This is a genomic window from Catenulispora pinisilvae, assembly GCF_015356865.1.
GTDB classification, from domain to species: Bacteria; Actinomycetota; Actinomycetes; order Streptomycetales; family Catenulisporaceae; genus Catenulispora; species Catenulispora pinisilvae.
Map to the genome: position 1 here is coordinate 1 of NZ_JAAFZA010000151.1, position 25,056 is coordinate 25,056.

The window sequence follows — 25,056 nt, forward strand, 5'->3', positions numbered from 1 at the left end:
GGGGTGGGGGACTGAGGCGCCGCGGCGGCTTGGACGGCGAGCGCCGGCGCGGGCGCGGGCGCGGCGAAGATCTGCGCATCCTGGGACTGAGGCGCCGCGGTGGCTTGGGCGGCGGCGATCGCGCTCGGTATCTGAGAACCAGCCGGGTGAGCCGTAGCGGATGCATGGGCGGCGGTCTGCGAGATAGAGCCAGCGAGTGCCGGCGCGGGCGTGGCGAAGATCTGCGCATCCCGGGACTGAGGCGCGGCGGCGGGAGAAGCAGCGGCGACTGGGGGCGCGGGAGTGGCTGGAGCCTGAGGAGCGGCGACAGCTTGGGCGGCGATCGCGGGCGCCGCGGGGTAGTGCGGGGCCTGCGAGCCAGAGCGGGCCGGGTGCGCGGCGGCCGGCGTGGCAGCGGCGATCTCCCCCTGCGCCAGTGAACCAGCCCGGCGCGGCGAGAACAGCCCGGCGGGAACCGGATGCGCGGAGACGTCAGCCTGGCGCGGTGTCGGCGCCGCGATCTGCGCGGGAGTGGTCGCGGACGTCGGCGTGGCGACATCGTTCTTCAGCGGCAGTCCGAAGAACCCGCGGTCGGCATTCGCCGCCGGCGCGATCTCCCGCTCCGCGGCCGTCGGCTGGGTCGGCAGCCCGAAGTAGCTCCGGTTCTCGCTCGCGAACGGGTTCGCCTGTTCCGGTGCCCCGCCGATCGCCAGCTGCTCTGGCGTCCCGGAGATGGCCATCGGCTCCGGCCAGGCGCTGAACCGTGTCGTGAGCGCGTGGCCGCTGGCTACCGGTGCCGCTGCGGTGGTGTCCTCGTAGGCGGACGCGGAGTTCGCGTCGAGCTCGTTGTCCACGATGTCCGCGACGTCCAAGACATCCAAGACATCCAAGACATCCGCGACGTCCACGACTTCCGCGAAATCGAAGTCGTCCCCGTCGTCCTCATCGTCATCGTCGTTATCGTCGTCATCGAAGTCCGCCAGCGCCTTGTGCAGGTTCCCCATCGCGAGCTGTGCGGCCAGCTCCGACAGGGTGATCTCGCCGTGGAAGGTCTTCGTCAGTTCGTCGTCGGCGCTCAGCGGGCGGATCGGGGTGACCGGGAGGACCAGGCGGACCAGGGCGCCGCCCAGGGGCCCCTCGGCGAACTCGACCGCGCCGCCGGCCGCTTCTATGGTGCGGCGGACCACCGCCAGGCCCAGGCCGTGGCCGGCCGGGATGTTGCCGAAGCCGGGGCCGCTGTCGTCGACCTCGATCACGGCGCGTTCGCCCTCGGCGGTCTCGAAGCGGCGGACGGTCACCTGGACCCGGCCGGCCTCGCCGGCGGCGCGGGTGCCGTTGGACAGTACGTTGCCCAGCGCCCTCTTGAACAGCACCGGGTCCACCGTCACGTGCAGCGGGTCCTCGGCCGCGGCCAGGGCCAGATCGCCGTCGAAGGTGGCCCGCCAGCGCTCCACGGACTCCGCGGCCAGGCCGGCCACGTTGCACGGGACCGGTTCGCCCAGGCCGTCCACGCCCTGTTTGGCGTCGTCCAGGAACTGGCGGACCGTCGAGGATATGTCCTCGGTCTGGGTCATGATCTCCTGGAGCACTTCCCGGACCCGCTCGGGCACGTCCGGCCGCAGTTCGGCGGCCGAGGCCAGCATCAGGATCGCGGCGACCGGCTGGCGCAGGTCGTGGCAGACCTCGCGGACCCGGTCCAGCGGGATCGCGGTGCCGCCGTCGGCGTACAGGACGGCGTCCCGGCGGTGCGAGCCGTGGTAGCGCTCCAGCTCCGTCCCGGGGCTGGCGGCCGCCTGCCGGGTCTCCTGCTCCGCGGCCTCCTGGGCCCGCAGCTCACGCAGGTCCAGCAGGACGGTCTCGTCGGTGCCGCGGATGTACGGGTCCTTCGATCCGGTGTCCCGGTCGGCCGGGCCCCGGTTGGCGGTGTCCGTGGGCGTGCTCACGATCGTCCCCCACCCTGGTTCCGAGCCCGGTTCGGCGCGCGGCGAAGGCGAATCGGACACTCGGCCCCCTCGGGCCGTCCGTCCGCGTAGCAGGCCACGCGTCTCCCCCTTGCTCCAGCCGCGGGCGGAACCCGCGGCCAGCATCGACGTCACACCGGCGGGCCCCCACGACCCACCCGACCGGTCGCCCGGTCCGGCCTGAAGTCAGTTCCCGTCTAGGCGGAGAGTGAGAACCACTCATCCTCTAGACGGAGACGTTCCTCATGCAACTCGCGTAGCTTAGCGTCCGCATCGGCCGCCGCGAGATAGTCTCCCCCAATCCGCGACAGTTCGTCATGCAGACCGGTCTCCAGTTCCGCGATCTTGTCCAGGCGCCGCTCGATGCGGGCCAGTTCCTTCTTCACGGCCCGGTCTTCGCGCGAGCCCGCACTGCTGCTCGTCTGGTTTGACGGCTGGGCGGGGGCTTTGGTTGTGCGGGAGTTGGAAACCTCCGCGGCGCGCTGTTCGCGGTACGTCAGGTACTCGTCGACGCCGCCCGGGAGCAGCCGGACCCGGCCGTCCCCGTACAGCGCGGCGACCCGGTCGGTGGTGCGCTCCAGGAAGTAGCGGTCGTGGCTGACCACCAGCAGGCTGCCCGGCCAGCCGTCCAGGATGTCCTCAAAAGCGGTGAGGGTGTCGATGTCCAGGTCGTTGGTGGGCTCGTCCAGCAGCAGCACGTTCGGGGCGTCCATCAGCAGCCTGAGCAGCTGTAGCCGGCGCCGCTCGCCGCCGGACAGGTCGCCGACCCGGGTCCACTGCTTCTCGCCGGCGAAGCCGAACCGCTCCAGCAGCTGCCCGGCGGTGAGGGTCTTGCCCCTGCCGATCTCGACCGAGGAGTGGACCTTCTCGACCGCCTCCAGCACCCGCCAGGTCGGGTCGATCTCGGCCACCTCCTGCGACAGGTGCGCGGGCTTCACGGTGACGCCGGTGACGACCCGTCCGGAATCCGGCTGCGCCTCGCCGAGCAGCAGCCGGACCAGTGAGGACTTGCCGGAGCCGTTGACGCCGATCAGGCCCAGCCGCTCGCCGGGGCCGAGCTGCCAGGTGACGTGCTGGAGCAACTGCTTCTGCTCGGCGCCCTCGCCGACGGCGTAGGACACGTCCTCCAACTCATAGACGGTCCGGCCCAACCGACTGGTCGCGAACTTCTGAAGCTCGGTGCTGTCCCGGGCCGGCGGCTCGGCGGCGATCAGCTCGTTCGCCGCCTCGATCCGGAACTTCGGCTTGCTGGTCCGGGCCGGGGCCCCGCGCCGCAGCCAGGCCAGCTCCTTGCGCAGCAGGTTCTGCTTGCGGTCCCACTCGGCGTCGGCCTGCCGCTGCCGCTCGGCGCGGGCCAGGACGTAGGCCGAGTAGCCGCCGTCGTAGTCCAGGACCTGGCCGTTGACGACCTCCCAGGTCCGGGTGGTGACGGCGTCCAGGAACCAGCGGTCGTGGGTGACGGTGAGCAGCGCGGGCTTGGCGGTGGCCAGATGCCGGGCCAGCCAGGCGATGCCCTCGACGTCCAGGTGGTTGGTGGGCTCGTCGAGCAGCAGCAGGTCGTGCTCGTTGATCAGGGCCTTGGCCAGCGCCACCCGCCGCCGCTCGCCACCGGACAGCGGCCCGATCCGGGTGTCCATGCCGTCGGGGAAGTTGGGGAAGTCGGTGCCGCCGAACAGGCCGGTGATGACGTCGCGCACCCGGGCGTCGGCCAGCCAGTCGTGGTCGGGCCGGTCGGCGACCAGCTCGTGCCGGATGGTCGCCTCCGGGTCCAGGGTGTCGTGCTGCCCGACGAAGGCGATCCGCAGCCCGCCGGTATGGGTGACGCGCCCGGAGTCCGGTTCGTCGAGTTTCGCCAGCACCCGCAGCAAGGTCGACTTGCCGCCGCCGTTCCGGCCGACCACGCCGATCCGGTCGCCCTCGGACAGGCCGAGGGAGACCTCGTCGAGGAGGGTGCGGGCGGTGTAGGCCTTGGAGACGTTCTCTAGGTTGACCAGGTTGACAGCTTGGGGTGCCATTCCGACAACGCTACCGGGTGGCGGCCTGGGCGGTGCTCAGACGTCCGTGAGATCGATCTCTACCGGGAAGCCGAGGTTGGCCTTCACGGTGTCCTCGAAAATGCCGGTGCCGCTGTAGGTGTTAGTCCTTCGGTCCAGCTCGTAGGTGTAGACGACCGGGGTGCCCGCGTTGATCTCGACCCGCCAATAGAACCGGATTCCCGCGGCCGCGTATTCAAGCGGTTTGTGCACGCGGTCGGTGCTCTCCGAGCCGGGAGACACGATCTCGACCACGGCGAGCACGGCCTCTAGCGGAATGCGCCGGTTGCGTGGCGTGTCAGCTTTGTAGACCAGGACGTCGGGCTGACGGTTGAGCAGTGGGATGTCCCGGAGCCGGAGATCCACATCCGTCGTCGTCCGCCACGTAGGGCGGCCTGCCGCCTCGATGCTATTCGCGATCCAGCGCGCCACATCGTTGTGGAAGGGGGTCGGTTTGGGGCTCACGTGGACCATCCCGTCGACGATTTCGATGTTGCGGCAAAGCTCCTCCGGCATGGCGTCGTACTGCTCTGCGCTTATCTGCTCGTGCATCCACGAGTAGTCGATCGTCTCCACAGACATGTCCCCACTCCTCCCTTTGATCTGTGGCCAGCCTAGCCGTCGCTCTCTGTGTTCGAAACACTCGAAAGGACCAAATTGAGTAGCCGCGCCGCCCCCGCCTTATCCAGCGGATTGTTCCCGTTCCCGCACTTCGGCGACTGCACGCACGAAGGGCACCCCTCCAGGCACTCGCACGCCGCGATCACGTCCCGGGTCGCGGTCAGCCACGCGGCCGCCGAGCCGTACGCGCGCTCGGCGAAGCCCGCGCCGCCGGGGTGGCCGTCGTAGACGAACACCGTGAGGCGTTCGGTGTCGGGGTGCATCGGCATCGAGACGCCGCCGATGTCCCAGCGGTCGCAGGGGGTGAACAGGGGGAGCAGGCCGATGGAGGCGTGTTCGGCCGCGTGGGCGGCGCCGGCGCTCATGGCCGCGTCGAGTTCGGCTTCACGCAGGGCCGCGGGGTCGACGGTCCACCAGACGGCGCGGGTGCGGAGGATGCGTTCGGGGAGGTCGAGGGGTTTGGTCTCGATGATCTGGCCGGTGCCGGCCTTGCGCTTCAGGTAGGAGACCACCTGGGTGCTCACCTCGACCGAGCCGAAGTGCAGGGAGGCGTCGCCCCAGTCCTGGGTCTGCTCGGTCTCCAGGATGGTCACCTGGACCACGTCCCGGGCCATGGTCGTGTAGTCCGGGTCGGCGCGGTGGACCAGCGCTATGTTCTGCTCCAGGTTCAGCTTGTCCACGAGGTAGGTGTGGCTCTGGTGCAGGTACACGGCGCCGTCGTGGACTGTGGAGTGGGACGCGCCCTCGTCCACGGTTCCCAGCAGCCGCCCGGTCTTGTCTTCCACGATCCGTACCGACGGCCCGCCGGTACCGCGCAGGTCGGTCAGCGCTGAGGGGCGCTCGCGGCGGGTCCAGTACCAGCCGGTGGGGCGGCGCCGGAGGTATTCGCGGCGGGTGAGGTCCGTCAGGAGGGCTTCGGCGGTGGGGCCGAACAGCGACAGGTCGGAATCCGTAATAGGGAGTTCTGCCGCCGCCGCGCATAGATGCGGCGCCAGTACGTAGGGGTTGTCCGGGTCCAAGACCGCGGCCTCGACCGGGCGGTCGAAGATCGACTCCGAGTGGTGCACCAGGTAGGTGTCCAGCGGGTCGTCGCGGGCGATGAGGACCGCCAGCGCGCCCTGCCCGGCCCGCCCGGCGCGCCCCGCCTGTTGCCACAGGGAGGCCCGCGTACCGGGGAACCCGGCCATCAGGACGGCATCGAGTCCTGCGACGTCCACGCCGAGCTCCAGGGCCGTCGTGGCGGCCAGCCCGACGAGCGCGCCGTCCTGGGTCGGGTCCATGTGCAGCGCGGCTTCCAGGGCGCGGCGTTCGGTCTTCAGGTAGCCGCCGCGGTACGCCGCGATCCGGTTCCCGTATCCCCTATGGCGTTCCTCCAGGTAGTCCCGCGTCTGCATGGACACCTGTTCGGCGCCGCGCCGGGACCGGGTGAAGACGACAGTGCGGACGTCGTCCAGGACCAAGTCGGTCAGCAAGTCCGCGGCTTCGGCGGTGGCGGAGCGCCGGACCGGCGCTCCGTGTTCCCCGATGAAGGTGGTCAGGGGAGGTTCCCAGAGGGCGAACACTAAAGGGCCGCGCGGAGAAGAGTCGTCCGTAACCGCGGAGACGTCCAGCCCGGTGAGCCGGGACGCAGAGATGGCCGGGTCGGCGGTGGTGGCCGACGCCAGTATGAAGGTCGGACTGGAGCCGTAGCGGGCGCAGATGCGCCGCAGCCGGCGTAGGACGGCCGCCACATGTGACCCGAAGACACCTTTATAGGTGTGGCACTCATCGATGACGACATAACGCAGCTTCCGGAGGAACAGCGCCCAGCGCGCGTGTCCTGGGAGCAGCGAGTAGTGCAGCATGTCCGGGTTGCTCAGGACGTAGTTCGCGTGCTGACGTACCCAGTCGCGGGCCTCGCCGTCCGTGTCGCCGTCCAGCAGACCGGCCCGGACGCCCGGTACGTCCAAACGAGTGAGACGCCTGAGTTGGTCCGCGGCCAGGGCCTTGGTGGGCGCCAGGTACAGCGTCGTGCCCGCGTTCTCGCGGATCGCGGTCAGGGCCGGGAGTTGGAAGCCCATCGATTTGCCGGAGGCGGTGCCCGTGGCGAGGGTCACATGCCTGCCCGCGCGCGCCGCCTCGGCCGCCGCGACCTGGTGCCGCCACGGCCGGGGCACCCCGCCGCGCTCGCGGAACCCGTGCACCACGGCTTCGTCGACCCACTCCGGCCACTCGGCGTGCTCGGCGTCCCGGGCCGGCACCACGCGCACATGCGTCACACGTTCCGCGCGAGACGCGGGAACCGAGATCAGTCTCTCCAGCGTTTGATGGTGGGGACCGGCGATCACGCCGGATTCCGGGATGGCGCCATCCGGCGCGGGTTCTGGTGTGGACACACCACCCGTGCCGGGGTTTTGCTGGTAAGGAGGAGTCGGCGGCATCGCAGTCCAGTATCCGCCCAGCGGCGACCCCTTCCATGCCCGACTTCACCAGACGGGATCCGAACGAGCATCCGACACGACATGGATCACGACACGGACCGCGACACCGACTCGGACACGGACCGCGACACCGACTCCGACACGGACCAAGACCTGGACTCCGACGGCGCGGCGTCCCCGCCTCCCCGCGATCGGGCCCAACCTGACGCACCATTAGAGGGCACTTGACGCGAATCGTGGCCGAGTGTCACCCCGAGGTGATTGACTGTGCTCAAGCCCTGACCCGGGTGAAGCTGTACTTTGTGTTGCCGAGGACACACCTTTTCTCACCCCCGCCGCGGCGGGAAGGCACCGATTTTGGAGGCCGACAGTGGACCTGAAGCTGGAGACGCGAGACGAGAACGGCCGGACGATCGTCAAGGTCGGCGGGGAGATCGACGTGTACACCGCCCCCAAGCTCCGGGAACAGCTGGTCGAGCTGGTCGGTGCCGGGAAGTACCACCTGATCGTGGACATGGAGGACGTGGACTTCCTGGACTCCACCGGGCTGGGCGTCCTGGTCGGCGGGCTCAAGCGGGTCCGGGCGCACGACGGTTCGCTGCGCCTGGTCTGCACCCAGGAGCGGATCCTGAAGATCTTCCGGATCACCGGGCTGACCAAGGTGTTCCCGATCAGCGACAGCGTGGAGCAGGCCGTCACCGCCGTCGACTAGCGGTTCGGCGGCGGGCCCGCGTCCGGCACAGCGCCGCGCGGTCCCGCCGCGCCGCGCCGGCGGGTCCGTCGGCCGGTCGTCCCATCCCGCACTTGTTCCTAAGGGGTCTGCCAACATGGATGCGCAATCGTCGGCCGTCGGCACGGTGGCCAAGACGGAGAGCGCCACGGCCGTTCTGCTGCGGTTCACTCCGCAGCCCGAGCACGTCAGGACCGCGCGGCTGGTCGCGGTCGCCCACGCCCGCCGGGTCGGGGTGGAGGCCGGTCTGCTGGACGAGGTCCGCCTGGCCGTCGGCGAGGCCTGTTCCCGGGCCGTCGGCCTGCACCAGCGGCACTGCCCCGGCGAGCCGGTGGTGGTGGTGCTGGACGCGATCGACGAGTCCGGCTCCGGCCTGGTCGCCGACCGGTTCGTGGTGACGGTGGCCGACAAGGTCTCCGGCGCCGTGCCCGCCCCGCGCGCCGGGGTCGGCGCCGGCGTGGCCGAGGGCGCCGAGGACGAGGCCGCCGCCGAGGGTGAGCCCGCGGCCCAGGCGGAGATCGCCGAGGACGACGACGAAGACCTCGACGACGCCGAGATGGGGCTGGCGGTCCTGACCGGACTGGTCGACGATCTCGACATCACCTCCGGCCCGGACGGCGGTTCGGTGCGTATGGGATGGCCCGTCAAGGATTTCTGAACACTTGTTGGAATGGGCCGGATCGCAGTGTCCGAGTAGCCCCGTTCCGGCCTCTCGCGGCGGGGCGTCACCACCCATGGGCGTCCCGCCGATTTTCGGGTATCAGCCCTCATCAAGAGCCACTTGCATTCACCAAACCGAGTGAAAAGTGTCCTTCATCACATAGCGATCCGTGAGGTCGGCGAAACGATCTGTTGACCGACCTCGTCCTTTCGCGCGTAGACTCCCCTGCCATTGGCTGTGATCTGAGTTACAGCGTCGGAGTTACAGCGTCGGAATACGGATCGTCACAGTGGAGGACGTATGCCGCGATTCGCGGACAGCGGCTCGACGGTGATCCCTTTGGCCGGGGGCAACCTCGCCTGGATCTTCGTGGTGGCCGTGATCGCCCTAGGTGCGCTCGGCGTCGCCGGCATCCTCGTTAAAGAGGTGCTGGCGGCCAGTGAGGGCACAGAGAACATGAAACGCATCGCGGCAGCGGTGCAAGAAGGCGCGTCCGCGTACCTCGCGCGGCAGTTCCGCACGCTGGCGATCTTCGCGGCCGTGGCCTTCTTCCTGCTGCTGGCGCTGCCCGCCGACGACTGGTCGCAACGCATCGGCCGCTCGGTCTTCTTCCTGATCGGAGCCGCCTTCTCGGCGACCACCGGGTATGTCGGCATGTGGCTGGCGGTGCGCTCGAACGTGCGGGTGGCCGCGGCGGCGAACGAGTCCGGCTCGCCGCGGGCGATGCGGATCGCGTTCCGCACCGGCGGCGTGGTCGGCATGTTCACCGTCGGCCTGGGCCTGTTCGGCGCCGCCCTGGTGGTGCTCATCTACAAGGGCAACGCTCCGAACGTGCTGGAGGGTTTCGGCTTCGGCGCGGCCATGCTGGCCATGTTCATGCGCGTCGGCGGCGGCATCTTCACCAAGGCCGCCGACGTCGGCGCGGACCTGGTCGGCAAGATCGAGCAGAACATCCCCGAGGACGACCCGCGCAACGCCGCGACGATCGCGGACAACGTCGGCGACAACGTCGGCGACTGCGCGGGCATGGCCGCGGACCTGTTCGAGTCCTACGCGGTGATGCTGGTCGCGGCGCTGATCCTGGGCAAGATCGCCTTCGGCACCCAGGGCCTGGTGTTCCCGCTGATGGTGCCGGCGCTCGGCGTGATCACCGCGGTGATCGGCATCTTCTCGGTGTCCCCGCGCACCGGTGACAAGAACGCGATGGCGGCGATCAACCGCGGGTTCTTCATCAGTGCCGTCGTGGCGGTGATCCTGGTGGCGATCGCGGCTTTCACCTATCTGCCCAGCAAGATCTCCTCGCTGGACCACGTCGACCCCTCGGTGCTGGCTGACGCCGCCACCAAGGACCCGCGCCTGATCGCGCTGGGAGCGGTGGTGATCGGCATCGTCGTGGCCGCCGTCATCCAGGTGCTGACCGGGTACTTCACCGAGACCACCCGGCGTCCGGTGCAGGACATCGGCAAGACCTCGCTGACCGGGCCGGCGACAGTGGTCCTGGCCGGCATCGGCATCGGCCTGGAGTCCGCGGTCTACTCGGCGCTGCTGATCGGCGGCGGCGTGTTCCTGGCGTACCTGCTCGGCGGCGCCTCGCTGACGCTGTCGCTGTTCGCGGTGGCCATGGCCGGCACCGGCCTGCTGACCACGGTCGGCGTCATCGTGGCGATGGACACCTTCGGGCCGGTCTCGGACAACGCGCAGGGCATCGCGGAGATGTCCGGCGACGTCGGCGAGGAGGGCGCGAAGGTGCTGACCTCGCTGGACGCGGTCGGCAACACCACCAAGGCGATCACCAAGGGCATCGCGATCGCGACCGCCGTGCTGGCCGCGACCGCGCTGTTCGGGTCGTTCACCCAGAAGATCACCGAGACCGTCGCCAAGGTCCACAATCCCAAGCTGGGCAGCGTGGAGCAGTCCCTGCAGTTCGGCGGCGTCCTCAACGTCGGCGACCCGCGCAACCTGTTCGGTCTGATCATCGGCGCGGCCGTGGTGTTCCTGTTCTCGGCCCTGGCGATCAACGCCGTGTCCCGGGCGGCCGGCGCGGTCGTGTACGAGGTCCGCCGCCAGTTCCGGGAGATCCCCGGGATCATGGAGGGCACCGGCCGTCCCGAGTACGGCCGGGTGGTGGACATCGTCACCACCGACTCGCTGCGCGAGCTGGTCACCCCGGGTCTGCTGGCGGTGATGGCGCCGATCGCGGTCGGCTTCACCCTCGGCGTCGGGGCGCTGGGCTCCTACCTGGCCGGCACCATCGGCGCCGGCGTCCTGATGGCGGTCTTCCTGTCGAACTCCGGCGGGGCCTGGGACAACGCCAAGAAGCTGGTCGAGGACGGCAACTTCGGCGGCAAGGGCTCCGAGGCGCACACCGCGACCATCGTCGGCGACACCATCGGCGACCCGTTCAAGGACACCGCCGGCCCCGCGATCAACCCGCTGATCAAGGTGATGAACCTGGTCAGCCTCCTGATCGCGCCGGCCGTGGTGCAGCTGTCGATCGGCACCTCGGCCAACGCCGGCGTCCGCGCCCTGATCGCGATCGTGGCCCTGCTGGTCATCGTCGCGGCGGTGTGGAACAGCAAGCGCAAGTCGATCGCCGTGTCGGACTCCAACTCGGACTCGAACTCCGCGGTGGGCTCCGGCCCCTCCGCGCCGGTCGAGGGCACGGCGGGCGCGCCCGGCGCGCCGCGGAGCGGGGACGAGGACACGTCGATGGAGGCTTCGGCGCAGTCGATCTGAGCGGTCCTCCGGGAGTTCTCTCCTATTAAAGGGGCGCCCTCGGCCTTCGGGTCGGGGGCGCTTCGCGTTTCCCGGGACAATGGACCCATGGAGAAGCTGCGCGAAGCCCTGATCAAGGCCGACTACACCGTGGACGGCGTCCTGGAAGTGCTCGGCCCGCTCGCCTACTCGGCGCTGGCCCGGAGTGAGAGCGTCCCGGCCTTGCGCGCTACGACCGGGGGTTCGCCGGTCGAGACCTTGATTCGGCTCTTCCTGCTTCAGCAGCCGGTGGATCGGAAGGCGGCGGAGGCGGCGTTGCCGGTGGCGGAGTCGTTGGCCGCTGAGCTTGTCCAGGTGGATGGGGACCAGGTGCGGGCCGCTATCGACATCCGGCCTTATGGCGACGATGACGGGCACGACTGGTACCTGGTCTCCGACCTGTCCGGCGGCCTGCACGCACAGGGGCAGGGGCATCCGGTGCGGGAGGATCACGTGCTGGGGGTCGGTGGCGCCTCCACCACGCTGGCCCAGCTCACCATTCGGGACCAGTTCGGCTCCGCGCTCGACGTCGGGACCGGCGGTGGGGTGCAGGCGCTGCATCTGGCGACGCATGTCGACCGAGTGGTCGGTACCGATCGTAATCCGCGGGCGCTCAAGCTGGCGCGGCTGACTCAGCAGCTCTCCGGGGTCGGGCCGTTCGATCTGCGGGAAGGTTCGTTGTTCGAGCCGGTTCAGGGGGAGAAGTTCGATCTGATCGTCTCCAATCCGCCGTTCGTCATCTCACCTGACAATGCCGCGCAGGGCGGTCGTTTCGTCTACCGCGACTCCGGGTTGCCGGCCGATGAGGTGTGCCGCCAGCTGATCAGCAACGCGCATCGGCACCTGGCCGAGAACGGCTGGTGCCAGGTGCTGGCCAACTGGCTGCACGTGGACGGCGTGGACTGGCGCGAGCGGGTGGCCGGGTGGGTGCGGGAGACCGGCTGCGACGCGTGGGTGGTGCAGCGGGAGGCGCAGGACCCGGCTGAGTACGTCGAGCTGTGGCTGCGGGACTCCGGCGAGTACGGGACCCCGGACTATCTGCGCCGCTATGACGCCTGGTTGGACTACTTCGAGCAGAACCGGGTCAACGCGATCGGGTTCGGCTGGATCACCCTGCACAACGTCGGCGCCGAGCACCCGCTGCTGCGGCTGGAGGAGATCTCGCACCCGGTGGAGCAGCCGCTGGGCCCGCACATCCCCAGCTGGTTCGCCCGGCACGACTTCCTGCGGGACACCGACGACGGCGAGCTCATGCACCGCAAGCTGGCCGTGGCGCCGGACGTGCGCTGGGAGCAGCTGGCGCGGCCGACGTACGAGGGCGGCAGCGGCTGGGGCACGGACTCCTCGCGGCTGAGCCAGCAGGAGGGTTTCATGCGCTCGGCGGACATCGACCCGGTCGGGGCGGCCGTGGTGGGCGCCTCCGACGGCGAGACCCCCCTGGGGGAAATTCTGGACGCTGTGGGCGAACGCTACGGAATCGACGGCCAGAACCTGCGGACCGGAGCGGTCGAGGCCATCCGGGGGCTGGTCGAGGACGGATATCTGTTCCCCGTCGGGTAGCGCACACTCGGCGCTGTCATCAGGGTCTATCCCCTCAACACCGGTTGTCCCGCGTCGCATCCGTCCCGTCTCTGGCGTTTTCCGGTTCCGTCCTATACGCCAGTTCGGGTTAACGTTCGGTTGTACGCCGACCATTCAAGACAACGAGTAGGACACAGTAGACAGCGCGGAGACGTACGGCTGAGGTACGGTCACTCTCCGTTGGTGTCGCGGTTTCCGAACCACGTGTCGTACCGCGGTGTGCGGGGTACGCCCAAGCGCGTATCCCTTGGGGCTAGAAGCTGGGAAGCAGAGGTAACGGTGGCAGGCAAGGGTTCAGCGGACTCGGGCGCGGCGACTCGCCGGCTGGTCATCGTCGAGTCGCCGGCCAAGGCGAAGACGATCAAGGGCTACCTCGGCCCGGGCTACACCGTGGAGGCCTCGGTGGGCCACATCCGCGACCTCCCGGCCGGGGCCGACGAGGTGCCCGAGAAGTACAAGGGCACCTCCATGGGTCGGCTCGGCGTGGACGTGGACGGCGACTTCGAGCCGCTGTACCTGGTCAACGCCGACAAGCGGAAGCAGGTCGCCAAGCTCAAGGACTTGCTCAAGGAAGCCGACGAACTCCTGCTCGCCACCGACGAGGACCGCGAGGGCGAGGCCATCGCCTGGCACCTGCAGGAGGTGCTCAAGCCCAAGGTCCCCGCCAAGCGCATGGTGTTCCACGAGATCACCCGCGAGGCGATCCAGGAGGCCGCCCGCAACACCCGCGACATCGACATGCCGCTGGTCGACGCCCAGGAGACCCGGCGCATCCTGGACCGGCTCTACGGCTACGAGGTCTCCCCGGTGCTGTGGAAGAAGGTCCGCACCGGGCTGTCCGCGGGCCGGGTGCAGTCGGTGGCCACCCGCATGGTCGTGGAGCGGGAGCGGGAGCGCATCGCGTTCACCGCCGCCGAGTACTGGGACCTGAACGGCGTCTTCGAGACGCTGAAGGCCGCCGGCCCGGACGACCCGCGCACGATGGCCGCCCGGCTGGCCTCCGTCGACGGCAAGCGGGTCGCCTCCGGCCGGGACTTCGGCCCGGACGGCCGGCTCAAGCCGAACAGCCAGAACGTCGCCCACCTGACCGAGGTCACCGCCAAGGCGCTGGCCGCCGCGCTGCGGGACGCCGACTTCAGCGTCCGCGGTGTGGAGCGCAAGCCGTACCGGCGCTCGCCCTACGCGCCGTTCCGGACCACCACGATGCAGCAGGAGGCCAGCCGCAAGCTCGGCATGGACTCCAAGCGCGCCATGCGGGTCGCGCAGAGCCTGTATGAGAACGGCTACATCACCTATATGCGTACCGACAGCATCACGCTGTCGGACACCGCGCTGAAGGCCGCGCGGACCCAGGTGCGCGAGCTGTACGGCGCCGACTACCTGCCGGACGTGCCGCGCCGCTACGACTCCAAGGTGAAGAACGCGCAGGAGGCGCACGAGGCCATCCGGCCCTCCGGCGACACCTTCCGCACGCCGGCGCAGACCGGCCTCAAGGGCGACGAGTTCCGGCTCTACGAGCTGATCTGGATGCGCACCGTCGCCTCCCAGATGAAGGACGCCACCGGGCACACGGTGACCGTGAAGGTCGGCGGCGCCGCCTCCGACGGCCGGGACGTGGAGTTCAGCGCCAGCGGCCGCATCATCTCCTTCCACGGCTTCCTGAAGGCCTACGTGGAGGGCACCGACGACCCGGACGCCGCGCTGGACGACTCCGAGCAGCGGCTGCCCGCGGTGGCCGAGGGCGACGCGCTGACCACCACCAAGGTCACCGCGGACGGGCACTCGACCAAGCCGCCGGCCCGGTTCACCGAGGCCTCGCTGATCAAGGACATGGAAGAGCGCGAGATCGGCCGGCCCTCGACCTACTCGACGATCCTCGGCACGATCCTGGACCGCGGCTACGTGTTCAAGAAGGGCACGGCGCTGGTGCCGTCCTACATCGCGTTCGCGGTGGTCGGGCTGCTGGAGAACCACTTCGGCGACCTGGTGAACTACGAGTTCACCGCGCGCATGGAGGACGACCTGGACCGGATCGCCCGCGGCGAGGCGCAGCGGGTGCCGTGGCTGCGACGGTTTTACTTCGGCCCGACCGAGGGCGAGCGGGTCGTCTCCGGCGACCGCGGCAGCGTCGCCGACCACCTCGGCGGACTGAAGGACCTGGTCACCGACCTGGGCAACATCGACGCCCGGGAGGTGAACTCCTTCCCGGTCGGCAACGACGGGATCATCCTGCGCGTCGGCCGCTTCGGCCCGTACATCGAGCGCAACCTGGAGGACGGGACCCAGCAGCGCGCCTCGGTCCCCGACGACCTGCCGCCGGACGAGCTGACCGAGGCCTTCGCCGAGGAGCTGTTCCTGCTCCCCAGCGGCGACCGCGAACTGGGCAAGGACCCCTCGACCGGCTTCGAGGTCGTGGCCAAGGCCGGGCGCTTCGGCCCGTACGTCACCGAGGTCCTGCCCGAGGGCACCCCGACCCGCGGCAAGAAGGCGGTGAAGGCCCGCACCGGCTCCCTGTTCAAGAGCATGGACCTGGACTCGGTGACGCTGGAGGAGGCGCTGCAGCTGATGTCGCTGCCGCGCGTGGTCGGCGCCGACCCGGAGTCCGGCGAGGAGATCACGGTGCAGAACGGGCGGTACGGCCCGTACCTGAAGAAGGGTGCGGACTCCCGCTCGATCACCTCCGAGGAGCAGATCTTCACGATCACGCTCGAGGAGGCACTGGAGATCTACAAGCAGCCGAAGGCCCGCGGCCGGGGCGCGGCCAAGCCGCCGCTGCGCGAGCTGGGTCCGGACCCGGTCTCGGGGAAGCCGATCGTGATCAAGTCGGGCTTCTACGGCGAGTACCTGACCGACGGCGAGACCAACGTGACGATTCCCAAGAGCGAGACGGTCGAGGGGATCACGCCGCAGAAGGCTTACGAGCTGATGGCCGAGAAGCGGGCCAAGGGGCCGGCGAAGAAGACGGCCAAGAAGGCTCCGGCGAAGAAGACCGCCGCGAAGAAGACGGCGGCTTCGGGGACGAAGACGGCGAAGGCCACGGCGGCTAAGAAGACGACGGCTAAGAAGGCGGCTGGGTCGGCGGCTAAGTAGGTCGGCGGCGGGTGGGAGCCGGCCGGCTTGGCCCGGCTCCGGCCCTGGGCTCGGCAGCGAGACTCCTATGAGTGAGCGGGTTCGCTGGAAGGAGTGAATATGGTCGGGTTTTCTTCGCTCGTCCGAGTGAAGAAAAGCCTTGATCTCATTTACGCTGGGTATCGAAGCGGAGACCGTTCGTAAGATCGGAGCATGAGCGTGGCGACCCTACCTCCGGCCTTGGAGCAGTCCTCGGGCGAGCCTCCCGAGGAGGCCTGGCCGAGCTGGATCGTGCCTCCGGTCGACGGTTTCACCTCCGCCGACCTGGACCGGTTGCCAGGGCTCCCTCCCCATACCGAACTGCTCAACGGGAGTCTGGTCTTCGTGTCTCCGCAAGGTGCCTGGCATAGCCTGGTCATGTTCTTCCTCCGGACGGTCCTGCGGTCGAGCGCGCCGGAGGGCTGGCGCGTCACCCACGAGATGACCGCATGGCTGGACAACCGGAACCGGCCGGAGCCGGATGTCCTCGTGGTCGCCGCATCGGCGAAGCGGCCGGACCGGACCGAGACCTTCTATCGACCCGAGGACATCGCGCTGGCCATCGAGATCGTCTCGCCGGAGTCCGTCGAGCGCGATCATGAGGTCAAGCCGCCGAAATACGCGCGGGCCGGCATCAAGAACCTGTGGCTGATCGAGCGGGACGGCGAGGGGATGATCGCCTACGTCTACGCCCTCGACCCGCTCACCGGGGACTACAGCCTGACTGGAACGTTCGGCGACCGCTTGAAGGTCTCGGTGCCCTTCGATATCGACATCGACTTCGGCACCCTCGGCGACTACGACTGATCGATCAACTTGGCGCGTTCGGCCGACCCGGAGTGGGGCGGACCGGCCATAATGACGCGCATGAGTTCGAGCACGCACCCCATCCACGGCGTCCACATCCGCGAGGCGGTGGCCGGGGACGCCGAGGACATCGGGAGGGTGCGGCACGCCTCGTGGCAGGTGGCCTATTCGGGGCTGATGCCGGCCGACTATCTGGCCGGGTTGTCGGTGGACGGGTTCGTGCTCAGTGCGCGGCGGATGCTGGCCGATCGGGCGGCGCAGCGGGTGGAGGTGCTGGTCGCCGAGGTGGGCGGGGTGGTGTCCGGGTTCGCGTCGGTGGGGCCCAGCCGGGACGCCGATCTGGCTGACGGGTCCGCCGAGGGCAGCGTGGGGGAGCTGTACGCCATATACCTCGATCCGGCGATCTGGCGGCTCGGGATCGGGGCCCGGTTGCAGGAGGCCGCGCTGGAGCGGCTGCGGGCCCAGGGGTACGTCGAGGCGACGTTGTGGGTGCTGGCGACCAACGGCGCGTCGCGGGCGTTCTACGAACACACCGGGTGGCGGCACGTCGGCGGGGTCTCCGGGTTCGAGGCCGGGACCGAGGTGCTGGACGAGACCCGGTACCGCAGGGCTTTGTGATCATCTCCGGCGCCGGGTCCCTCGTTCGGTGGAAACCGCCGACCCTGTGACCACGCTCCGCGCGATACGTCCATTTTGTGATGAAGTATTGCCGATGGTGGTGGGTAGCTCATCCCACAGCCATTCGGACACTCACTCACTCGGGCGGCGCGGAAGGAGTTCGGCATGCGGGGACGCGGGAACGGCCGGCGGGCGACGCTCGTGACGGCCACGGTCCTGGCCGCCGTGCTGCTCAGCACCGTGGCATACGCGGACCCGAGCACGCCGGTGATCCCCGGGCAGGGGGACATCGACCGGGCGAAGGCCGACGTCCGCGACCGGCAGTCGGCGGCCGACCGGATCCAGACCGCCCTGGACGCCGCCGACGGCCGCCTGCGGTCCCTCCAGGCGAGCGCGGGGCTGGCGGCGGAGGCGTACGACACGGCCGTGGCGCAGGCGGCGACAGCGGCGCAGGCGGCCGACGCGGCCCGCACCAGCGCGGCCGCGGCGTTGGACGCGCAGCACCAGGCCGAGCAGCGGCTCGGGGCGTTCGCGGCCGAGACGTACCGCCAGGGCCCGGACATGGCGGCCGCGCTGACGTTGCTGCACGCCAGCTCGCTGCACGACTTCGCGGTCCAGCGGCAGGCCCTGGCGAACCACGACGCGGCCGAGGCGCTGGCCGTGGCCGGCGCCCGGCAGGCCACGAAGGCCGCGGCGGCGGCGCGTCAGCAGGCTGACCGCACGGCCGCGGACCAGCGGCGCGCGCAAGCGCGGGCGCAGAGCGCGCTGGACGCGGCGCGGGCGGCGGCGGCCGGCGCGCAGGCGCAGCTGGCCGGGATCCAGGCGCAGCGCGATGGGCTGGTGCGGGAGTTGGCGGCGGCGCAGGGCGTCGAGGTCGGGCTGGAGCAGCAGCGGCAGACCGGGCTGGCGGAGGTGGCCGCGCAGCAGGCGGCGGCCCGGCAGGCGGCCGCGGCTGCCGCGGCCGCGGCGCGGTCGGCAGCGGCGAGCGGGGCGTCGCAGGCGCGGGCGCAGGCAGCCGCTGGTGGCGGCGGCGCGATGTCGGTGCCGAGCGCCGGCGCGGTGGGCCCCGTGCCGTTCGCCGACGGCGCCGTCCGCCTGATGCTGAACTACATCTACGCGCAGCTCGGCAAGCCCTACGTCTGGGGCGGCGCGGGCCCGGACGTGTTCGACTGCTCGGGCCTGGCGATGCGCGGCCTGGAAGCCGGCGGCTGGTCCTTCCCGCACCCGGCGCAGTGGCAGTACCTGGCGATGCACCCGCTCACGTACAGCCAGCTCCGCCCCGGCGACCTGGTCTTCTGGGCCGAGGACGGCGGCGACCCGCACACCATCTACCACGAGGCCGTCTACATCGGGAACGACCGGATCATCCAGGCGCCGCACCCCGGCGGGGTGGTGGAGCAGCAGTCGTTGTGGATCAACGGGACGCCGAGCTTCTACGGACGGCCGTAGCGGCGCCGGCAGCGCGCAGACGTGGCTGGTGCGGCAACGCCGATAGCGTGACAGCATGCCGATCCCCGAGTTCATCGTCGACATCCGCAAGAAGATCGGCCACGACCTGCTGTGGCTCCCCGGGGTCACCGGCCTGGTCGTCGACGACGCGCAGCGGGTGTTGCTGGTGCGGCGGGCCGACGACCTCCGATGGACGCTCGTCACCGGCTGTCTGGACCCGGGCGAGCAGCCGGCCGCGGGGATCGTGCGCGAGATCCTGGAGGAGACCGGCGTGACGGCCCGGGCCGAGCGGGTGCTGGCGGTGGACGTGACGAGTCAGCACACGCACCCCAACGGGGACGAGACCGTGTTCCTGGACGTGGGATTCGTCTGCGCGCCGACAGGGGGCTCCGCGCGCGTCAACGACGACGAGTCGGTCGACGTCGGATGGTTTCCGATCGCGGAGCTGCCCGCGTTGCCCGAGCGGCACGAGAAGTGTGTGCGGCGCTACCTCGACGGGATCGAGACGACGTGGTTCGCGGAGGCTTGAGTTCGCAGAGGCCTGAGCCGGACCGCCGAGTTCCCCGCTTAATCGGCTCGCGTTAATCGGCTCGCGGCTGTCAGACCCGGGCCGGATGATGGCGGTATGGCCGCCATCCGATACCTAGCCGGTGACGCGACGGTTCCGCAGGCGAAGGGACCGAAGCTGATCGCCCATGTCTGCAACGACCGGGGCGGCTGGGGCAAGGGCTTCGTGCTGGCGGTGTCGGCACGGTGGCAGGAGCCTGAGAAGGCCTTCCGGAAGTGGTACCGCGAGCGGTCGGCCAACGACTTCGGGTTGGGCGCGGTGCAGGTGGTCGCGGTCGGCCGGGGGCTGTGGGTGGCCAACATGATCGGGCAGCACGGGACCAAGACCGGTTCGGCCGGGCCGCCGATCCGGTACGAGGCCCTCGACCAGTGCCTGGCACGGCTTGCCGGGCATGCGCTGGAGCTCGGGGCGTCCGTGCACATGCCGCGGATCGGCTGCGGGCTGGCCGGGGGAAAGTGGGGGCGGGTCGAGCCGTTGGTGGCCGCGCGGCTGGGGGAGCGCGGCATAGCGGTCACGATCTACGACCACGACTGACGTGCGCCGCGCCCTCTGCCGACAGCAGCGGCACAACCTGCCGTCAGCAGTGGCACAGCAGCCGCACGACGACACAGTCCTCGTCCAGCTCCTCCAAGTACGCCGTGGACCGCCGGGCGAACGTGTCGCTCTCCTCGTCCGGCTCGGGGCTGTAGGGCTTGATCCCGGTCCACTCGCCGTCCAGGGTGAGCAGCGCGGCGCGCGCCACGGCCCAGGTCTCGGCCAGCTCGAAGCCGGGTCGCGGGTCGCGGGTGTAGACGGTGATCGGGTCGGTGTCCGGGCCGAGGACCCAGGCGCCCAGGCTCGGGTAGCGTTCGAAGACCGACTGGTGGTTCAGGGCTTTGATCAGCGGCTGGGCGTGGTGGTCGGCGACCGCCTGCTTGCGGGGGTAGCCCTCGGGGTCGGCGGCGTGCCGGGCCAGGAACGCGGTCAGCGGTTCGGCCGGGGGATGGTCGGCTACCAGGCGTTCGAAGTCGCGCTGCTGGGACTCCCAGTAGGTCAGCGCCTCGGTGCGGGCCGCGCGGCGGCAGGCGTCGAAGTCCAGCAGGCCGCGCGGGCCGCCGTCGCAGCGGAGCGGCTCGTGCGGGGTGCCGACGACCACCGGGTCGGCGTGGATCAGCCGGGAGTCGCCGTCGTGCCGGGGCTTCACGGCGAAGCGCTGGCGGCCGGCGTCCACCCGGTACCAGTCCCAGGTCGCGTCCGGATCGAAGTCGTCGCCGCGGTTCATGTCGAACGGCGCCATCGCCTCGGCCAGCGCCCCCGGGACGTCGGGGAGCGCGGACGGCGGCAGGCAGACGTTGACCCGGTATTTGCTCATGGCTGCGGCCCCTCTCGCCGGTCGCGGAGGGGCCGATGTTAGCGGGCGGGGGCGCGGGCGGCCAGCGGACTTACGGAGATCTCAGGGATCTCGGGGATTTCTCGAATCGGGGCATCTCAGGGTACGAAGAATGATTCTGATCGTCAGGACCGTCAGGATCGTCAGGACCGCCAGGATCGTCAGGGCCATCAGGACCGCGCGGCGTCAGCCCGCCGCGCCACCGGCACCATCGCGAACCCGGCCAGCGCGAAGGCGGCGCCCAACTCGGTCCAGCCGGCCAGACCGTGCCGGATGGCGGTCTGGGTGACCACGAGCGGCCCGGCCATCTGCCCGGCCGCGGTACCGGCGTTGAACACGCCCTGGTAGGCGCCGACGGCCCGGTCGTCGGCGAGGTCGTACCTCAGGGTCCAGGACCCGGCCTGGGTCAGCACCTCGCCGGCGCTCAGCAGCACGCCGGCCAGCAGCAGCACGGCCACGGCCGCGACCGGTGACAGCCCCTTGGCGCAGGCCGTCACCACGCACGCGCCGGCCAGGGTCAGCGCTCCGAGCCAGGTCGCCCGGGTGGCCGCCGCGATCCCGGTCACGCCGCGGGCCACCCGGACCTGGAACAGGACGACCAGGACGGTGTTGAGGATCAACATCCCGGAGACCATGAAGCGCGGCGCGCGGGTGTCCTGGAGCAGCCACAGCGGCAGGCCGATGTCGAAGAAGGCGAACTGGAGCGTCATGACCGCGTTCAGGGCCGAGACCGCCTGGTAGGACCGGGCGACGCGGATTTTCGCCGGTGGCCGGGCCTCGGGGGAGCCGGGAGCGGCAAGGGAGGCTGACTGGTCGGGGACCTCGGCCGCGGAGATACCGGCCGCGGAGCCGCCGGCCGGCTCCCGGATCGCGATCCCCGGCAGCAGCGCCACCACACCCAGGAAGCTGACCGCGTTCGCCACTATCGCGGCTTGGAACAGCCACCGGCTGTCCGCCTGCAACACCAGCGCGGCGGTCGCCGCCCCGACGCCGATCGCCACGTTCGTCACCGCGCGGATCGCCGCCCGGTCCGCGACCCGGGTCCGAGGATCGAAGGCCCGCGCGTAGAGCGCCTGCCGCACGGCCGACGCCGCGCGGTCCACAGCTGTGGACAAGCAGGCCACCGCCGCGAACGCCCAGAACGTCGGCGGAGTTGCGGGCCACCCCGCCCGAGCGGATCTGGACCGGGCTGGAGCGGGCCTTCGTCGGCATCGACGGCGCGGTCCCGGAGCGGCTGGCGCGCGGCCGGGACGATCCGGCCGGGCTGCTGGCCGAGATCGCCGACGAGTTCGAGGCGTACTGGGAGACGTGTCTGGCGCCGGAGTGGTGGCCGCGGGCGCGGTCGGTGTTGGAGGCCGACATCGTGTACCGGGCCCGGACGCTGGTCGAGCGCGGGGCCGGCGCCCTGTTCACCGGCCTGAGCAACCGGCTCAGCTGGGACGGCCGCCGGTTGGTGATCCGCTGGGACCAGGGGTCGTACGTCCCGGCCGTTCCCGTCTACGACGTGCCCGCCACCGGACAGGGCGTGCTGCTGGCCCCGACCTGCTTCGCACACGGGGCGCTGAGCCTCATCGACCCGACGCTCCCGCCGTGGATCCTCTATCCGGCGCGCGGGCTGGCGACGATGGCCGAGCGGGTGGTCCCGCCGCCGCCCGGGCCGGCGCTGGAGCGGTTGCTGGGCGCGCCGCGGGCCCGGTTGCTGCTGATGCTCGGCGAGCCGGCGTCGACCACCGAGCTGGCCCGGCTGCTGGGGGTCACGCCCGGGGCGGTGAGCCAGCATCTCAAGGTGCTCCTCGATGCCGGACTGACGTCCCGGGCCCGGCACGGCCGCAGCGTGCTGTACGGCCGCAGCGTGCTGGGGGACTCGTTGGCGGGGATGCCGGCCAGGAGCTCTGGCGGGGATGTCACAATCCGGCGCGCCGCGGGGTCATAGGGGTGGAACCTGAGCCATCCCGAGATGCGTCCGGGGCGTCGCGGCCGAGGGGGCCCGCGCCGAGTGCGGCGAGGTCGAGCAGGCCCGTGCCGAGTGTGACGAGGTCGAGCAGGCCCGTGCTGAGTGCGGCGAGGCCGCCCCGGGACGCAAAGCCCCCGGCGGGATCACTCCCGCCGGGGGCTCCGACGTTCTCAACCGCGCACCGCGCCGGTCCGGGCGAAGGCCGGACGGTGGTCACCGCCTGTCTGACGGGCGGTGGAGTTACAGGTGGTGGACCTTCTCCTCTTCCGGCAGGTCCTCGAACCGCTTGTAGGAGCGCTGGATCTCGGCCTCGGCCTGGGCCCGGTTCTGCCACTCGGCGTGGTGGACCTCCTTGCCCGGCTCCAGGTCCTTGTAAGTGGTGAAGAAGTGCTGGATCTCCTGGCGCTCGAACTCCGCGATGTGGTGATAGTCACGCAGGTGCTCGAAGCGCGGGTCGGTGGCCGGGACGCACAGGATCTTGTCGTCGCCGCCGGCCTCGTCGGCCATGTTCAGCATGCCGATCGCGCGGCAGCGGATCAGGCAGCCCGGGAACGTGGGCTCGTCGAGCAGGACCATGGCGTCCAGCGGGTCGCCGTCCAGGGACAGCGTGTCCTCGATGAACCCGTAGTCGGTCGGGTAGACCATCGAGGTGAAAAGCATCCGGTCCAGCCGTATGCGGCCGGTCTTGTGATCGACCTCGTACTTGTTGCGCTGGCCCTTGGGGATCTCGATGAGAACGTCGAACTCCATGGTCTTTCCTCGTTTCCGCGCTTTCAGGTGCTGCTACTAGTGTCGCCCAGACAGGCGGTGACGACAGAGTTCGCGAGATCAAGGAGTGACCTGAGTGGCAAGACAGGTGCCGGGAACGCTGCCGACCGCCATTGTGTCAGCCGCGCTCGGGATCGTACTGGCCGCGGGCTGCGTCTGGGCGGCCGGTCCGTGGTCCGGGGGACAACGGGTGAGCGAGCGGGGCGGCCGGGCGCGGGCCGTCGCGGTGCCGGTGGCGCAGGCGTCGCAGCACTCGATCGCGCCCTCCTCGCCGGCGCCGTCGACCCGCTCCGTGGGACCGACGCACGTCCCGGCCGGGGCCGCGCTCGCGCCCGTTCTCGCAGGTGACAAGGCCGGCGGCGGATTGACGGCGGCGGAGTTGGCCGGCGCGCTGGGGCCGCTGACGGCGCAGCCGGGCTTCGGCCGGCACGTCGGGATCGCGGTCGCCGACCCGGCTTCGCCGGCGCTGTTGTTCGACGACAACGCCGCCGACGGCTTCGCGCCGGCGTCCACGAACAAAGTGGTGACCGCGGTGGCCGCACTGGCCGCGCTGGGGCCGGACGACCAGTTCGCGACCCGGGTGGTGCAGGGCCCGAACTCCGCCGGGTCGGCGGGGATCGTGCTGGTCGGAGGGGGTGACCCGACGCTGTCGACGCTCGGGCCGACTGCCGATCCGGCGTACCGGCCGGCCTCGCTGGACGACCTGGCGGCCCGCACCGCGCAGGCCCTGGCGGCCAAGGGCGTGAAATCGGTCACACTGGGCTACGACGCCTCGGTTTTCGCCGGTCCCGCCCTGAACCCGACGTGGTCGCCCGGCTACACGGACGGCAACGTGGCCCCGGTGGTCGCCCTGATGACCGACGAGGGCCGGGCCCAGCCGGCGGTCGACCTCAGCGCCCGGGTGGGCGACCCGGCCGCGGTGGCGGCGGCGGCGTTCGCGCAGCGGCTGGCGGCGCACGGCGTCCAGGTGCTCGGCAAGCCCGTCCCGGCCACCGCCGGCACCGACCCCGAGGTCGCGCAGGTCACCTCGCCGCGCCTGGCCGACCTGGTCGAGCACATGCTGACGGTCTCGGACAACGACCTCGCCGAGTCGCTGCTGCGGCACGTGGCACTGGCCGACGGGCAGCCGGCGACGTTCCAGGGCGGCGTCACGGCGGTCCGGGACCAGCTGACGAAGCTCGGGCTGGACCTGACGGGCCTGAACGTCCTGGACGGCAGCGGCCTGTCGCGCGAGGACCGCATCGCCCCGGCCTTCCTGGTCCGCGTCCTGTCGGCAGCGGCCGCGGATAACCACCCCGACCTGCGCGCCGCACTGACCGGCCTGCCGGTCGCGGGCTTCACCGGCACCCTCGCGGAGGACGGCCGCTACACCACGCAGTCCACGCTGGCCGGCGCCGGCCTGGTCCGCGCGAAGACCGGATCGCTGACCGGTGTGGTGACGCTGGCCGGCCTGGTGCGTGACAACTCGGGGCAGCTGCTGGTGTTCGCCCTGATGGCCGACCAGGCACCGGACGCCGCGGCGGCGCGGAGCGCGGTGGATCGGGTGGCGACGGCATCGCCGCGGCTTTCCGCGAGACTGCCTTCTCCTTCGAGGCACCGGCCTCCGCCGTACTGCACGCGGGGGCGCTGGCCCACGCCCGGCGCCACCGGCGCCGCTCGGCCGCCGCCGGGACGC

20 protein-coding genes are annotated in these 25,056 nt (G+C 70.9%); 13 read left to right on the forward strand and 7 right to left on the reverse strand.

Features of this window, described 5'->3' with window-relative positions; genetic code table 11:
• The 4 genes from IZR01_RS32260 to IZR01_RS32275 all read right to left on the reverse strand — a co-directional run.
• Positions 1-1,922 (reverse strand): sensor histidine kinase (locus IZR01_RS32260; protein WP_194926073.1); only part of this gene is annotated, 1,922 nt, incomplete at its 3' end.
• 215 nt (positions 1,923-2,137) lie between these two features.
• The gene (locus tag IZR01_RS32265) at positions 2,138-3,955 is read right to left on the reverse strand and encodes an ABC-F family ATP-binding cassette domain-containing protein (RefSeq protein ID WP_194895732.1); all 1,818 of its coding nucleotides are present in this window, start codon (positions 3,953-3,955) and stop codon (positions 2,138-2,140) included.
• Between the two features lie 36 nt (positions 3,956-3,991).
• Positions 3,992-4,555, reverse strand: coding sequence for a Uma2 family endonuclease (locus IZR01_RS32270; RefSeq protein WP_194895733.1), 564 nt, complete (start codon positions 4,553-4,555; stop codon positions 3,992-3,994).
• Positions 4,556-4,587: 32 nt separating this feature from the next.
• On the reverse strand, positions 4,588-7,014 hold the full coding sequence (locus tag IZR01_RS32275) for a DEAD/DEAH box helicase (RefSeq protein ID WP_194926074.1): 2,427 nt from the start codon (positions 7,012-7,014) through the stop codon (positions 4,588-4,590).
• 81 nt (positions 7,015-7,095) lie between these two features.
• On the opposite strand from IZR01_RS32275, the gene IZR01_RS32280 reads away from it, so the two are divergent.
• From IZR01_RS32280 to IZR01_RS32330, 11 genes are all read left to right on the forward strand, one after another.
• Positions 7,096-7,242 carry a hypothetical protein gene (locus tag IZR01_RS32280; protein WP_194926075.1) on the forward strand — a complete coding sequence of 49 codons (147 nt, stop codon included), beginning with the start codon at positions 7,096-7,098 and terminating at the stop codon, positions 7,240-7,242.
• A 142-nt stretch (positions 7,243-7,384) separates the two neighbouring features.
• Positions 7,385-7,726, forward strand: coding sequence for an anti-sigma factor antagonist (locus IZR01_RS32285; protein ID WP_015796998.1), 342 nt, complete (start codon positions 7,385-7,387; stop codon positions 7,724-7,726).
• Positions 7,727-7,841: 115 nt separating this feature from the next.
• The gene (locus IZR01_RS32290; protein WP_194926076.1) at positions 7,842-8,402 is read left to right on the forward strand and encodes an ATP-binding protein; all 561 of its coding nucleotides are present in this window, start codon (positions 7,842-7,844) and stop codon (positions 8,400-8,402) included.
• A 303-nt stretch (positions 8,403-8,705) separates the two neighbouring features.
• Complete coding sequence (locus IZR01_RS32295; protein WP_194926077.1) at positions 8,706-11,141, forward strand: sodium-translocating pyrophosphatase; 2,436 nt, start codon at positions 8,706-8,708, stop codon at positions 11,139-11,141.
• An 87-nt stretch (positions 11,142-11,228) separates the two neighbouring features.
• On the forward strand, positions 11,229-12,719 hold the full coding sequence (locus IZR01_RS32300; RefSeq protein ID WP_194926078.1) for a DUF7059 domain-containing protein: 1,491 nt from the start codon (positions 11,229-11,231) through the stop codon (positions 12,717-12,719).
• Positions 12,720-13,019: 300 nt separating this feature from the next.
• Complete coding sequence (gene topA / locus IZR01_RS32305; RefSeq protein ID WP_194895738.1) at positions 13,020-15,830, forward strand: type I DNA topoisomerase; 2,811 nt, start codon at positions 13,020-13,022, stop codon at positions 15,828-15,830.
• A gap of 192 nt (positions 15,831-16,022) precedes the next feature.
• Positions 16,023-16,655, forward strand: coding sequence for a Uma2 family endonuclease (locus tag IZR01_RS32310; protein WP_194895739.1), 633 nt, complete (start codon positions 16,023-16,025; stop codon positions 16,653-16,655).
• Between the two features lie 60 nt (positions 16,656-16,715).
• A complete protein-coding gene (locus IZR01_RS32315) occupies positions 16,716-17,273 on the forward strand; it encodes a GNAT family N-acetyltransferase (protein WP_194895740.1) in 558 nt (185 codons plus the stop codon).
• 165 nt (positions 17,274-17,438) lie between these two features.
• A complete protein-coding gene (locus tag IZR01_RS32320; protein WP_194926079.1) occupies positions 17,439-18,722 on the forward strand; it encodes a C40 family peptidase in 1,284 nt (427 codons plus the stop codon).
• A 55-nt stretch (positions 18,723-18,777) separates the two neighbouring features.
• Positions 18,778-19,251 (forward strand): NUDIX hydrolase, encoded by a 474-nt coding sequence (locus IZR01_RS32325; RefSeq protein ID WP_194926080.1) that lies wholly within the window; start codon positions 18,778-18,780, stop codon positions 19,249-19,251.
• A 96-nt stretch (positions 19,252-19,347) separates the two neighbouring features.
• Positions 19,348-19,824, forward strand: coding sequence for a macro domain-containing protein (locus IZR01_RS32330; protein WP_194926081.1), 477 nt, complete (start codon positions 19,348-19,350; stop codon positions 19,822-19,824).
• Between the two features lie 43 nt (positions 19,825-19,867).
• Here IZR01_RS32330 and IZR01_RS32335 read toward each other — a convergent pair whose 3' ends face one another.
• Positions 19,868-20,641, reverse strand: a complete 774-nt coding sequence (locus IZR01_RS32335; RefSeq protein ID WP_194895744.1) for a hypothetical protein — start codon at positions 20,639-20,641, stop codon at positions 19,868-19,870.
• A gap of 188 nt (positions 20,642-20,829) precedes the next feature.
• Complete coding sequence (locus tag IZR01_RS32340; RefSeq protein ID WP_194926082.1) at positions 20,830-21,774, reverse strand: MFS transporter; 945 nt, start codon at positions 21,772-21,774, stop codon at positions 20,830-20,832.
• Positions 21,775-21,812: 38 nt separating this feature from the next.
• Here IZR01_RS32340 and IZR01_RS32345 point away from each other — a divergent pair, with 38 nt between their 5' ends.
• Positions 21,813-22,592: an ArsR/SmtB family transcription factor gene (locus IZR01_RS32345; protein WP_228560690.1), complete on the forward strand. Its 780-nt coding sequence runs from the start codon at positions 21,813-21,815 to the stop codon at positions 22,590-22,592.
• A gap of 261 nt (positions 22,593-22,853) precedes the next feature.
• Here the strand turns inward: IZR01_RS32345 and IZR01_RS32350 are convergent, their stop codons facing one another.
• Positions 22,854-23,363: an inorganic diphosphatase gene (locus tag IZR01_RS32350; protein WP_194895746.1), complete on the reverse strand. Its 510-nt coding sequence runs from the start codon at positions 23,361-23,363 to the stop codon at positions 22,854-22,856.
• Between the two features lie 94 nt (positions 23,364-23,457).
• On the opposite strand from IZR01_RS32350, the gene dacB reads away from it, so the two are divergent.
• The coding region (gene dacB / locus IZR01_RS32355) for a D-alanyl-D-alanine carboxypeptidase/D-alanyl-D-alanine endopeptidase (protein WP_323747162.1) at positions 23,458-25,056 on the forward strand (1,599 nt) is incomplete at its 3' end.

Bases quoted from the DNA above. Each gene is read 5' to 3' on its own strand.
- IZR01_RS32350 (WP_194895746.1), bottom strand. From the start codon at position 23,363: ATGGAGTTCGACGTTCTCATCGAGATCCCCAAGGGCCAGCGCAACAAG.
- IZR01_RS32290 (WP_194926076.1), top strand. From the start codon at position 7,842: ATGGATGCGCAATCGTCGGCCGTCGGCACGGTGGCCAAGACGGAGAGC.
- IZR01_RS32315 (WP_194895740.1), top strand. From the start codon at position 16,716: ATGAGTTCGAGCACGCACCCCATCCACGGCGTCCACATCCGCGAGGCG.
- IZR01_RS32265 (WP_194895732.1), bottom strand. From the start codon at position 3,955: ATGGCACCCCAAGCTGTCAACCTGGTCAACCTAGAGAACGTCTCCAAG.
- IZR01_RS32275 (WP_194926074.1), bottom strand. From the start codon at position 7,014: ATGCCGCCGACTCCTCCTTACCAGCAAAACCCCGGCACGGGTGGTGTG.
- IZR01_RS32320 (WP_194926079.1), top strand. From the start codon at position 17,439: ATGCGGGGACGCGGGAACGGCCGGCGGGCGACGCTCGTGACGGCCACG.
- IZR01_RS32295 (WP_194926077.1), top strand. From the start codon at position 8,706: ATGCCGCGATTCGCGGACAGCGGCTCGACGGTGATCCCTTTGGCCGGG.
- IZR01_RS32335 (WP_194895744.1), bottom strand. From the start codon at position 20,641: ATGAGCAAATACCGGGTCAACGTCTGCCTGCCGCCGTCCGCGCTCCCC.
- IZR01_RS32330 (WP_194926081.1), top strand. From the start codon at position 19,348: ATGGCCGCCATCCGATACCTAGCCGGTGACGCGACGGTTCCGCAGGCG.
- IZR01_RS32270 (WP_194895733.1), bottom strand. From the start codon at position 4,555: ATGTCTGTGGAGACGATCGACTACTCGTGGATGCACGAGCAGATAAGC.
- IZR01_RS32310 (WP_194895739.1), top strand. From the start codon at position 16,023: ATGAGCGTGGCGACCCTACCTCCGGCCTTGGAGCAGTCCTCGGGCGAG.
- IZR01_RS32280 (WP_194926075.1), top strand. From the start codon at position 7,096: ATGGATCACGACACGGACCGCGACACCGACTCGGACACGGACCGCGAC.
- IZR01_RS32325 (WP_194926080.1), top strand. From the start codon at position 18,778: ATGCCGATCCCCGAGTTCATCGTCGACATCCGCAAGAAGATCGGCCAC.
- IZR01_RS32300 (WP_194926078.1), top strand. From the start codon at position 11,229: ATGGAGAAGCTGCGCGAAGCCCTGATCAAGGCCGACTACACCGTGGAC.